This is a genomic window from Deinococcus sonorensis KR-87 (assembly GCF_040256395.1).
In the GTDB taxonomy this organism is placed as follows: domain Bacteria; phylum Deinococcota; class Deinococci; order Deinococcales; family Deinococcaceae; genus Deinococcus; species Deinococcus sonorensis.
The window spans coordinates 90,878-102,390 of the sequence record NZ_CP158297.1; the positions used below are offsets into that span (position 1 = coordinate 90,878).

Below are 11,513 nucleotides of genomic sequence, written 5' to 3' on the forward strand. Positions count from 1 at the left end.
TTATCGGACGGGGCCTGCCTGCGGTCAGGCGGACGGGATCCCGGTGTCTTCAGGGTGCGCGTCCGGCCAGCGGGTGCGCCCGCCGAGCCGCTCGGCGACCCAGTCGGCGATGTAGTCCAGGGCATAGGCGCTGTTGTCGACGCTGCTGTGCTGCACGCCGCCCTCGCGGTCGGTGAAGATCTTGAGCGTCTTATCCGGGCTGTTGACGAGCCCGTCGTACGTCTGGTGGGCGTACTTGAGGGGGATCTGGCGGTCCTGCTCGCCGTGCGTGACGAGGAACGGCACCCGCACGCGGTCCAGCACCCCGTCTAGCGTGACGTACTTCATCCGCTCCAGGAACGCGTCCATGCTGCTGGTGCCCCACACCCACTGCACGTGCTCCCAGTAGTGCGGGACCGGGCGCTCCCCCTCGCGGTTCAGGCGGGCGAGCTGTACTTCTCCCCAGTTGTGGTTCGCGCCCCACACCGCGCCCAGCGCGAAGCGGGGTTCGAAGGCCACGGCGCGCGGCGCGTAGTAGCCGCCCAGCGACACGCCTTGCAGCCCGATGCGCTGCGGGTCGATGTCGGCGCGGGTCTCCATGGCATCGACGACGCGGCTGGCCCACGCTTCGGCGTCGTACCGGGCGGTCAGGCCGTGCAGGCGCAGCGCTTCGCCGGTCCCCGGCTGGTCGAGGCACAGCGAGGCAATGCCGCGCCGGGCGAGGTGCTGCGGCAACCCGACGCGGTACAGCATCTCCTTGGTGCTGTCCAGGCCGTTGATCTGGATCAGCAGGGGGGCCTTGCCGGTCACGCCTTCGGCGCGGGTGTACAGGCCCGCGAGGTGCGCGCCCTCGTACGGAATCTCGACGCGCTCGCAGTTCTCGTGGGCGAGCTGCACGCCGCGCTGGAAGCAGTCCTGGAACTTGGCATACAGCGCCGCGCGCCCCGGGGCGTCCCGGGCCTGCATGCGCTCGGCGGTGAGCAGGTACGTGGCGGCGCGGCCGAGCTTGGTCCCGGCGCTGATCAGGCGGCCCTGCGCTTCGTCCTCGTGCGCCAGGGCGATCAGGTTGTCGCCCATCCGTTCCCACGACTGCAGGAACAGCCGGGTGCCCTCGTCGTCCCCCTGCTGGGAGACCTCCATGAGCGGGCGGCACATCTCGTCGAGTTCGCCGATCTTGGCGCCCATTTCCATCGCCAGGTTGATGGCGAGGTTCCACACGTAATTGCCGGGGAAGTACTGAAACATCGGACTCCTTGGCCGCGCGGCGCACGGCGGTCGCGGCGTGGTCCCGTGGGACGGCCGGGTACACACAGGGGCGGGCGGCTTACGCGGACGTGATGGAGGGCACCCGCGGGCTGGGGGTCCAGCCGGCCCCGTCCGGCGCGCCGATGGGGTTGCGCAGCACGCCGATGCCTTCGATGTCCAGTTCGACCACGTCACCGGGGTGCAACTCGCGGCCGAGTTCCATGCCGCACCCGCGGCCGACGGTGCCGGTGCCGAGCAGGGTGCCGGCGGGCAGCGGCTCGCCGGTGCTCGCCCAGGCGACCAGTTCCTGCACCCGCCACATCAGGGTGCTGGTGCTGCCCTGCGACCACACCTCGCCGTTCACGCGGGCGGTCATGCTCAGCTGATGCGGGTCGAGCTCGTCGGGGGTGACGATCACCGGGCCGCACGCCGACGCGAAGTGCTTGCCCTTGCTGGGGCCCAGCCGGCCCTTCATCTCCCGGAACTGGATGTCGCGGGCGGAGAAGTCGTTCAGCACGGTGTAGCCGAGGATGTGCCGGTCGGCGGCGTCCGGCAGGATGTTGCGCCCGCCGCGGCCGATCACGATGCCGAGCTCCAGCTCGTAGTCCATGCGGCTTTGGGCGTAACTGGGCCACGGCATCACCGCGTCCGGCCCGATGAACGCCGGGGCGCTGCCCATGTACGAGATCGGCAGGTCGTACACCACCGGGTCGACCGTGCCGCCACTCCTGCCCGCCGCGTTGACGATGTGCTCCTCGAACGCCAGGAAGTCGCGGAAGGTGGAGGGGTCGATGGGGGAGAGCAGGTCCCCTTCGCCGGCGTGCGCGTCGCCGCTGGTGTCGGCGGCCGCGGCGTGGAGGGCGTCGAGGAACACGTCGCCGTGCGTGAGGGCCAGCGCCAGGCTGCCCGGCACCACCTGGGCCGCCAGGGTGAGGGCGGCGGACCCGGTCAGGCCCCGCCGCAGCAGGGCCAGCTGGTAGTGACGGCGCACGTCCACGCGGGGCGCGTGAGGACCGGCCTGGACGACGATGCGGGCCTGCGGCCCATCGGGCGTGGGCACGCTGATGCGGAGGATTCTCATGCTGCTCCTTGCAGAGGGGAGACGCGGCGGGCGGTGCGGGCCGCGCCTCCCGGGTGGACTCAGTCGAGCAGGGCGACCACGCGGGCCGGACCCGCGCTGCCGCCCACGATCTTCAGCGGAAAGCAGGAGACCTGGAAGCCGGTGGCGGGCAGGGCGCCCAGGTTCGTGAGGCGCTCGATCTGCGAGTACGCCAGGTCCACCTGGTGGGCGGCCCAGAACACGCCCGGTTGACCGGCAGCGCGGGCCTGCTCCGCCTGGGTGGTCAGCGGCGCGTCCCAGCCCCAGGCGTCGATGCCCATCACCCGCACGCCCTGCTGGTACAGCCAGCGGGTGGCGTCGGCGCTCACGCCGGGCCCGCGCAGCCAGTAGTCCGGCTGACCGTAGAACTGGTCGCGTCCGGTGCGGATCAGCACGATGTCCAGCGGCCGGAGGGTGTGACCGATGCCTGTCAGCAGAGATTGCAGGTCGTCGACCGTCACGGCGTCGCCGTCGGCCTTGTGGCGGACGTCCAGCACCACGCCTGGCGCGAAGAACCACTCGAGCGGCAGCTGATCGATGCTCTGGGCGGGTTGGCCCTGGATGGTCGAGTTGTAGTGCAGCGGGGCGTCCACGTGGGTGCTGGAGTGGGTGCCGAAGTTCGTGAAGGTGTCGGTGGCCCAGCCTTCGCCGGCGCGCAGCAGCTCGCGCGGCACGCCGAACATCCGCTCGATCTCCTCGCCCCCCTGGGCGTTGCTGTAATAGTCGATGCCCACCCGCTGAAACGCGGGCACGTCCGGGTGGGACGGCTGAATCGGGGCCGAGAGGTCCACGACGCGCATCCGCTCAGCCCTGGCCCTGGCGGGCGTACGGGTTGCGGATGGCGGCGCTCAGCTCGTCCTCAGTGCCGGGCAGCGCGCCCTCCTCGGTGGCGCTGGGGCCGGCCGCCGCGGGGAAGCTCTCGGTCATGCTCATCGGCATGGCTGAGTTGCGGTACAGGCTGTTCGAGCCGGTGGACGGCGTCCAGGTCTTCGGTTCCCAGTCCGGCACGTAGTTGCGGTAACCGCCGGTGTTCAACTCGACGCGCAGGCCGCTGGGGTCGCGGAAGTACAGGTACGTCTGCTCGCCGATGCCGTGGATGCTGGGGCCGTACTCGATGCTGGTGCCGCCCTCCATCAGCACGTCGGCCGCCACCAGGTGCTCCTCGCGGGTGTCAACCCAGAAGGCGATGTGGTTCACGCGCCCCGGGACGCCGCTGCCGTCCAGCACGCAGCCGAGATCGTGGGACTTTTCGTTGGTGGTGAGCACGGTGAAGACCGTGACGGGGGCGTGGTCAAGGTCGGTGTAGGCCATGATCCGGAAGCCCAGCGTTTCTTGGTACCAGCGGGCGAAGCCCTTCACGTCGCTGGCCGCCACCGTCACGTGGTCGAGGAAGCGGGGCGCGACGCCGTGGTTGGTGCGCCGGGACGGCCGGTCGTGGAACTGCGAGCGGTGGGCGTCGTCAGCGGCGTGCTTCTCGACGTCCCAGAACAGCTCCATCACGTGCCCGTACGGGCCGGTGAAGCGGTAGGCCCGCCCGTGGTGGTGCTGGGCGGCGCGCCACTCGCCGTGCACGCCCGCCGCTTCGACGCGCCGCACCGCTTCGTCCAGCGCCTCGGGGCTGGTGGTGCGCCATGCCATGTGCGCCAGGCCGGGCTGCTCGCCGCGCGTGATCACCAGGCTGTAGCGGTAGTAGTCGCCCCAGCAGCGCAGGAACACCGACGCGCCGTTGCGGGTGACTTCCTGCATGCCCATCTGCTGCTCGTAGAAGCGCACCGAGGCATCGAGGTCGGGGGTGGTGATTTCCAGGTGCGCGAGGTGGGACAGGAGCTGAATCATGGGAACCTCCGGAACAGGGCGCAAGCACCCGGACGAATTTGATGTTTGATCAAAACTAACACGACTGAATGGCGAGCGGCAAGCGCTCAGGCGCTGGACACCGGCGCCGGCTGCGCCAGCGCCCGCGCGATCGCCTGCGCCGCCAGTACCGCGAGCGCCACGCTGGTCACGGTGGGATTGCACGCGGTGCTGGTCGGAATCACCCCGTTGCCCCCCACGTACAGGTTCTCCACGCCCCATACCCGCGACGTCGCGTCGCAGACGGACGTGCCGTCGTCCCGCTCGCCCATCCGGGTGGTGCCCTGGTAATGCAGCGAACTGCCGCTCGGCAGCACGAACGGCCGGCCCGCCGCGATCGGCCGGCCCAGCGCCGCCATCGCCCGCTCGACCTCGTCCTTGGCCCGCTCGATCACCACATGGTCGGTGGGGGTCAGGGTGTGATGCACCGTGATGGCCGGCAGGCCCACGTCATCCCGGTGGTCGGCCGAGAACGCCAGGTGGTCCTCGAAACGCACCTCCCGGGCACAGAACCACCCCAGGCCGACCACCGGCGTGCCGGTGTCCTGCTCGACCGGAATCGGGATGGGGGACGCTTCCAGCTCCATCACCTGCCCGTGATACGGGTGCGCCGGCGCGTGAAACGGCACCCACGACACCCCACCGGCCGCCGGGCCGGGCGAAGCGGGCAGCAGGGCCGGATCCAGCTGCACCGCGCCGAGCACCTGCGGCTGGTCGTTGAGGTAATGCCCCAAGGCCGCCGGGCGGATGCCGGAGGCCCACAGCAGCTGCGGGGTCCGCAGGGCGTCCGCGGCCACCACCACCGCGCGGGCGTGCACCGTCCACACCTCCCCGCTGCGGCGGTCCTGCAGCTGCGCGCCGGTGACGCGCGGGCCGTCCACCATCAGGCGCTGGCAGAGCGTGTCCGGCAGGAGCGTGAAGTTCGCCGCCCCGCCGTCCGCGAGCGGGCCCAGCACCACGTCCGCGCCGGACCACACCCGCACCCCGCCTTCGGTGCGGGCGGCCAGCGGCATCGGCTGCACCGGCCGACCCCCGGCGAGCGTGTCGTGGAACGCCCCCTGCAGCGCTTGGCGGATCGCGCGTGCCACGTCCGTGTCCGGGTAGGCGGCCTGCGTCACGGCCAGCAGGCGGTTCGCGTCCTGCAGCGCGGCGTCCCACTCGGCGCTCGGCAGGAACGGGATGCGCTCGGTGTTGCCGGGGGGCGGACACGCGCAGGTCCAGTGGGCGCCCATGCCGCCCACGTTTGTGGACAGGGCGGCCGCGGGCATGTCGTCGGCCATCCCGTGCGCGTCGCGGAGCAGGAAGGTGCCGGGACGGGCCAGCAGCGCCGGACGGGCGGGCGCCTCACCTTCGGCCGCGGCCCGTCTCGCCCCGATCCCGGGCGTGCCGTACACCACCTGGGTGGGGCCCTGCGAGCGCACCTGCGCCCGCTCGCGCTCGGCGGGGTCCGGGATGTTCTTGACGTGCTGTCCCGGCCGCGGCGTAAGCTGCGGGCCGGCGTCGACGAGCAGCACGGTGAGCTGCGGCGCCCGCTCGTGCAGCACCCGGGCGAAGGTGGCGCCCACCGGCCCGCCGCCCACGATCAGCACGTCCGGGTGGGACCGCTCGGTCACGTGCCCACCCGCAGGACCTTGCGGTCCTGACCGGTGAGCAGCATCGGCAGGTACGACACGCGCAGCCGAAACCGCACGCTGACCTCGTGCTCGCCCGGCGGCAGTCCGGCGGGCCGGCGCACCGTCACGGTGCCCACCTCGCCGAAGTTCCACACGGCGTCCGGCTCGTGCTCCATGTCCGGGACCCGGTACGTCTGCCCGGACAGCGTCACCGACACGTCCTCCGGGGGGACGCTCTGCCCGTCCAGCGTCACGTCGACGGCCTCGATCATGGACAGGCCCAGGCCGCGGTAGTAGGGCAGCCGGGCGCCGAACTGCACGCCATCCGGCACGTTCTTCAGGGTGTCTTCCACGACGATGTAGCGGTCAAACATGGGCGGCCTCCCGCTCGCCGAGCAGCCGGGCGAGCATGCGCTGGTGCCGGCGCACCTGCTCCACGCTGTCGATCTCGAACGCGTCCTGAATGTGGCGGTTGCCTTCGTACTCGCTGCAGATGTACCCCTGGTACCCGCCCTGCACCAGCACCGGGATCACCTGCTCGTAGCCGAGGCTGGTCTCCCGGTCCTGGTCATCCATCTCGTAGAACTTGCCGTGCACGTGGAAGATGCGCGGCATGTGCTCCAGCAGGTGCTTCGGGTTGCTCCACAGGTTGTGGCGCAGCACTTCCGCCATGCCGATGTCCAGCGGCGTGCCGCCCATCTCGCGCACGTCGTTGATGACGTACTCGGGCAGGGTGCGCGCGTCATACGCCGCGCGGACGTGCTCGATGATCTCCGGCGTGGCGCCCTGGCGCCGGAAGCGCTCCATCATCACCGGCGGGAAGTGATCGGTGAAGATGCCCATGTCCAGCACGTACCCCAGGAACGGCGAGTTCTCGCGCTCCATCACCTCGCTGTAGCGCAGGATCCACGGGTGACTCAGGTGCAAGGGCGCGTGGATCTCCACACCCATCCGCACGCCGTACCGCTCGGCCAGCGGGATGCACCGCACCAGGATCTCGGGCCGGACGAACATCAGCACCCGCATGACCGTGCAGCCCAGCCGGTGCGCGTGCCGCAGGTCGCGCTCAATGGAGGCCACCTGCTCGTCGTCCGACAGCACGCGGCCCCTGAACCGCTTGGTGTCGAGGAACATGTCGTGGCACACCGGGGTGGTGCCGTACTGCGCCATCATGCGGTGCCAGTCGTCATAGAACCGGTCGCTGAGATTCGGGAAGCCGGGCATCATCTGCTCGGCGAGCGTCTCGATGCCGAGCGCGCCCATGCTGGCGCAGGCGGCCACGCAGTCCTCCAGGGTCATCTTCCTGAGGAAGAACTCCTCCTGGAAGCTGTAGAGGCTCACCCCGCGCCGGATCTGCGCACCTGCTGCGGCCGTGGTGCCTTGGGTCGTCATCTGGGTCATACGTCACTCCTTGTCATCATGTCAGCCCTTCACGCCGCCGGAGAAGCCCTGGATCAGCTGCCGCTGCGCCACCACGAAGAAGGCCAGGGCCGGCACGAGCGAGATCATCACGGCGGCGAACACGTAGTTCCAGCGGGTCGCGAACTGCCCCACGAAGCTGTACACCGCCACCGGCAGCGGCGTCTTCTGGGTGCCGCTCAGGAACACCAGCGGGTTGAAGAAATCGTTCCAGATCAGCATGCCGCACAGAATCGCCACCGTGCCGGTCACGGGCCGCAGCAGCGGAAACACCACCCGCGTGAACGTCTGCGCCGGGGTGGCGCCGTCAATCTGCGCGGCCTCCTCGTACTCGTGCCCCAGCTGCTTGAGGAAGCCGTAGTACAGGAACACCGCCAGGGGCAGCCACAGCGACACGTTCAGCAGGATCATGCCGGTGTAGCCGCCCACCAGCCCCAGGTGCCGGAACGCCGAGTAGGTGGGGATCAGGCCCAGCTGCGCCGGGACGATCAGGCCCACCACAAACACCAGCAGCAGCGGGCCGCTGGCGTTCGAGGTGCGCCGGGCCAGCACGTACGCCGCGGCCGAGCTGAGCGCCAGCAGGCCCAGCACGCTGCCGCCGGTGATGATCACGCTGCTGAGCAGCGCTCGCCCCATCCCGCCTTGCGTCCACGCGCCCACGTAGCTGCTCAGGTCGATGCGGCTGGGCAGCGACAGCGCCTTGCCGAACAGTTCCTCGGTCGGCTTGACCGAGATGACGATCAGGAACAGGAACGGAATGGACCACAGCAGGGCCAGCACCCACAACCCCACTTCCAGGCCCGACTGTCTCCGCTGATAAGCACGTTTCATGCGTTCCTCTCCGCCCGGCGCTGCACCAGCTGCTGCAGGATGGCAGCGGCGGCAATCAGCACGGCCAGCAGCAGGGCCAGGGTGGTGCCGTAGCCATACCGGCCGTACACGAAGGTCTGCTTGTACACCTGGGTGGCGAGCGTTTCGGTGGCGCCCAGCGGTCCGCCGCCGGTGAGCGCCAGCACCTGGTCGAAGATGCCCAGGCCGGAAATGACGGACAGCTGCACGCTGACGGTCAGGGCCGGCGTGAGCAGCGGCAACGTCACGCCCCAGAAGCGTTGCCAGGAACTCGCTCCGTCGATGACGGCCGCCTCCTCCACTTCCTGGGGAATGCCTTGCAGCCCGGCCAGCAGGATCACCATCGCCAGACCGCTGAACTGCCACACCAGCACCACCACCACCGCCCAGAAGGACCAGGTGGGGTCGGCCAGCCACGTGCGCTTCAGGCCCGGCAGGCCCAGCAGGTCGAAGACCCCGTTCAGCGGGCCGCTGTAGTCGAACAGGAAGCGCCAGATGAACGCGGTGGCCAGCTGACTCATCACCACCGGCGCGAAGAAAACGGTGCGCAGCAGGAACCGGGTCTTCAGGTGACGGTCCAGCAGCACCGCCAGCGCCAGGCCCACGATGTTCGTGAGCACCACGAAGCAGGCAGCGAACTTCAGGGTGGTGAGCATCGCCGATCTCGCGTCGTGGTCGGCCAGGACGGCCCGGACGTTGCTCAGTCCCGTGAAGGTGGCGGTGGCGCTCAGCCCGTTCCAGTCGGTGAAGGCGTACCAGCCGCCGGCGATGGCCGCGCCGTAGCGGATCAACAGCACGAGCAGCAGGGCCGGGAGCAGCCACCACCAGGGCGGCAGGTGCGCGGTGGTGCGCGCGTCCCGGCGGGCTTCGCGGGACGGGGGCGCGGCGTGTAAGGGCTGGGTATCTTGACGCGTCACTTGGGCATCCTCCAGGGTCGGGCGGGGCGCCACCCTCAGAACATCGTGGTGGTGTTCTGAGGGCGCTCGGGCACCGGCTGCATCACGTCCCGGTGCTCCACGATCAGGCCGGCCCACAGGGGGCCGAGAGTGCACACCGTTCTGCCCCGCCCGCGGCTGTTCGGGCATCCATGCAGGTGAGCGGTTTGTCCACCAGGACGCGCTTGAGCGTGAATCGGGGCTCGGGCCGCGCGCGCATGGCGCTCCGCCGTTCGATCGCCAACGCACGCCCCTCCTTGAGGCCGGGGTTGTGCTGCACGTGGTGTGGGGCCTCGCACCGCTCGAAGGCGCCGGTGCGCTCGGTCAGCTCGTCCATGACCCCAGCGGCCTTATTTGCTGTCCCAGGCCGCGTCGAGACGCGCGAGCAGCTGGTCGGGTGTGGTCTGGCCGGTCAGGAGGCCCTGCACGCCCTCGCCCAGGGTGGTAAAGACCTTGGGGTTGCTCCAGTCCAGCTGGATCAGGGGGAAGACCCGGCTCTTGTTGGTGAGGGCGGCGGAGATGCCGGCCAGTTCCGGCGGCAGGTTCTTGCCGGTGCTTGCTTGGGCGGCGGTGATGTCACCGGTGGCCTTGGTGTAGGTGACGTCCCCGCCGCCGCTGGCCACGAAGTCCGCGAAGGCCAGCGCGGCGGGGAGGTTCTTGCTGGTCTTGTTGACCGCCAGCGCGTCCGTGGGCGACACCGGGATGCTGGCGAGGGCGGCGGTGGAGGCGGGCAGGGGGGTCGCGCCCAGGTTCAGTTTGGGATTGATGCCCTTGAGGGCTGAGATCGCACCGGTGGGGATCACGAACATCACGGCGTCCCCGCTGGCCATCAGTGGCGCCGCCTGGGGAATGTCCGCCCCCTCCACGCCCGGCTGGAAGCAGCCGGCCTTTTTCATGTCCAGCAGCGTCTGCAGGCTGCGCTTCCAGGCCGACGTGTTCGCGAACGTCACTTTGCCCTGCTGGCGTTTGGCGTTCCACTGCGGGTCGGCACTCAGCACCTCGTTGGTGGCGATGGTGGAGAGCAGCAGCCCGGCGTTCTGCGCGTTGCCGCCCGCCAGGGCGAGCAGCACCTTGCCTTTGGCCTTGACGGTCTTGCAGGTCTGCAGGAACTGACCGAGCGAGCGCGGCAGGGTGATGCCGAGCGTCTTCACCAGGTCCTTGTTGTAGATGGCCGCGACGGGCGTCATGCCGAGCGGCACGGCGTACAGCTGGTTCTGCTTCCAGTACAGGTCGCGGTAGTTGACGGTGACGGCCGTCTTCGACCACGGCCGGGCCGTGAGCGGCGCGACGAACCCAGCGTCCGCGAGCGGCAGCACCGACACCTGGCCGCCGCTGCCGGCCGTGACGTAGAAGAGGTCCGGGCCGTTGCCGCTCTGCAGCTGGGTGCGCAGCACCTGCGGGTACGCGGTGCCGATGGGGAAGTACTCGGCCGTCACCTTGATGTTCGGGTATTTCTTCTGGAAGGCGGCGATGAGCGCGTCCATCGGGGGGTTGCCGGCGCCGGTGGACTGGGCGATCAGGCGGATGGACCCGCTCTGGGCGAGGGCGGGGGCAGACAGCAGGGCAGACAGGGTGAGCAGGGCCAGCGTGCGCTTCATCGGAAAACCTCCAGGGAGAGGGGCGGGAAGGGCGACCTTCGGGGAAGACCGGGCGGACAGGCATGGCGCCCGGCACCCCTGTCGTTGAGCTTTGATGTTTGATCAAACATAACGGACATTCTGATTTTTTGCAAGAGGGCGAGCATGCCGCCCGGCGCGGCGCCATCGTGCGGAACTGTGCAGATATGTGATCAAATCTCTGCTAAGCTGCCCGCATGTTCCCCCGCACGGTCAAGACCTCGCTGGTCACCCTGTTGCGTGACGAGATCGTGCGCGGCACCTTCGAGCCCGGCGAACGGCTGCGCCTCGAAGATCTCGCCCAGCGCTTCTCCGTCAGCACCATGCCCATCCGCGAGGCCCTGGGCGCCCTGGAGGCCGAAGGGCTGGTCACCATCCAGCCGCACCGAGGCGCCCAGGTCACGCTCTTCACCCCCGACGAAATCCGCGAGCTGTACGAAGTGCGCGCGGTGCTGGAGCAGCTCGCCACCGTCAAAGCCACCCCGAAGCTCACCGACGCCGACCTGGACGCCCTGGACGCGCTGGTGGCCGAGATGGAGCACCCGGAAGGCCACATCGACGTGGTGCGCTTCTCCGAGAACAACATGGCCTTCCACGGCCTGATCTACGACCGGGCCGGCATGCCGCACCTGGCCGCCCAGATCCGCGATCTGCGCTACCGGGTGCAGCATTACCTCCACAAGCACCTGGAGAGCACCAACTACACCACCGTCAACAACGTCGAGCACCGCCGCCTGGTGGAGCTGCTGCGCGCCGGCAAGGCCAAGGCCGCGGGCCAGGAGATGCACGGCCACATCCTCCAGACGGGCCTGAAGATCGCCAGCATCATGGCGCGCGAAGCCCTGGGCGGCGGCCTGGCCGTCCGCCCCCCCCGCACCCGCAAGGCCGCCGCCGACTGAAGCCA

12 protein-coding genes are annotated in these 11,513 nt (G+C 69.9%); 1 reads left to right on the forward strand and 11 read right to left on the reverse strand.

Annotated elements, in window-relative coordinates; all coding sequences use genetic code 11:
* Window positions 1–24: 24 nt before the first annotated feature.
* The 11 genes from ABOD76_RS01660 to ABOD76_RS01710 form a co-directional block, all read right to left on the reverse strand.
* Window positions 25–1,224, reverse strand: a complete 1,200-nt coding sequence (locus tag ABOD76_RS01660; RefSeq protein ID WP_350241528.1) for an alpha/beta hydrolase family protein — start codon at window positions 1,222–1,224, stop codon at window positions 25–27.
* A 79-nt stretch (window positions 1,225–1,303) separates the two neighbouring features.
* Entirely contained in the window at window positions 1,304–2,305 is a 1,002-nt protein-coding gene (locus ABOD76_RS01665; RefSeq protein WP_350241530.1) for a fumarylacetoacetate hydrolase family protein, read from the reverse strand.
* A gap of 59 nt (window positions 2,306–2,364) precedes the next feature.
* Window positions 2,365–3,123, reverse strand: coding sequence for a cyclase family protein (locus tag ABOD76_RS01670; protein WP_350241532.1), 759 nt, complete (start codon window positions 3,121–3,123; stop codon window positions 2,365–2,367).
* A gap of 4 nt (window positions 3,124–3,127) precedes the next feature.
* Window positions 3,128–4,159: a VOC family protein gene (locus ABOD76_RS01675; RefSeq protein ID WP_350241534.1), complete on the reverse strand. Its 1,032-nt coding sequence runs from the start codon at window positions 4,157–4,159 to the stop codon at window positions 3,128–3,130.
* Between the two features lie 86 nt (window positions 4,160–4,245).
* Entirely contained in the window at window positions 4,246–5,790 is a 1,545-nt protein-coding gene (locus tag ABOD76_RS01680; RefSeq protein ID WP_350241536.1) for a GMC oxidoreductase, read from the reverse strand.
* A complete protein-coding gene (locus ABOD76_RS01685; protein WP_350241538.1) occupies window positions 5,787–6,164 on the reverse strand; it encodes a C-glycoside deglycosidase beta subunit domain-containing protein in 378 nt (125 codons plus the stop codon). Before ABOD76_RS01685 ends, ABOD76_RS01680 begins: the two co-directional genes overlap by 4 nt.
* Window positions 6,157–7,191: a sugar phosphate isomerase/epimerase family protein gene (locus ABOD76_RS01690; protein ID WP_350241539.1), complete on the reverse strand. Its 1,035-nt coding sequence runs from the start codon at window positions 7,189–7,191 to the stop codon at window positions 6,157–6,159. The genes ABOD76_RS01685 and ABOD76_RS01690 overlap by 8 nt, the downstream gene beginning before the upstream one ends.
* 21 nt (window positions 7,192–7,212) lie before the next feature.
* Complete coding sequence (locus tag ABOD76_RS01695; protein ID WP_350241541.1) at window positions 7,213–8,040, reverse strand: carbohydrate ABC transporter permease; 828 nt, start codon at window positions 8,038–8,040, stop codon at window positions 7,213–7,215.
* Window positions 8,037–8,975 (reverse strand): carbohydrate ABC transporter permease, encoded by a 939-nt coding sequence (locus ABOD76_RS01700; RefSeq protein WP_350241543.1) that lies wholly within the window; start codon window positions 8,973–8,975, stop codon window positions 8,037–8,039. Before ABOD76_RS01700 ends, ABOD76_RS01695 begins: the two co-directional genes overlap by 4 nt.
* A gap of 103 nt (window positions 8,976–9,078) precedes the next feature.
* Entirely contained in the window at window positions 9,079–9,330 is a 252-nt protein-coding gene (locus tag ABOD76_RS01705; protein WP_350241545.1) for a hypothetical protein, read from the reverse strand.
* Window positions 9,331–9,343: 13 nt separating this feature from the next.
* Entirely contained in the window at window positions 9,344–10,591 is a 1,248-nt protein-coding gene (locus ABOD76_RS01710; protein ID WP_350241547.1) for an ABC transporter substrate-binding protein, read from the reverse strand.
* Between the two features lie 215 nt (window positions 10,592–10,806).
* On the opposite strand from ABOD76_RS01710, the gene ABOD76_RS01715 reads away from it, so the two are divergent.
* Window positions 10,807–11,508, forward strand: coding sequence for a GntR family transcriptional regulator (locus ABOD76_RS01715; RefSeq protein WP_350241549.1), 702 nt, complete (start codon window positions 10,807–10,809; stop codon window positions 11,506–11,508).
* The last annotated feature ends 5 nt before the right edge of the window (window positions 11,509–11,513 follow it).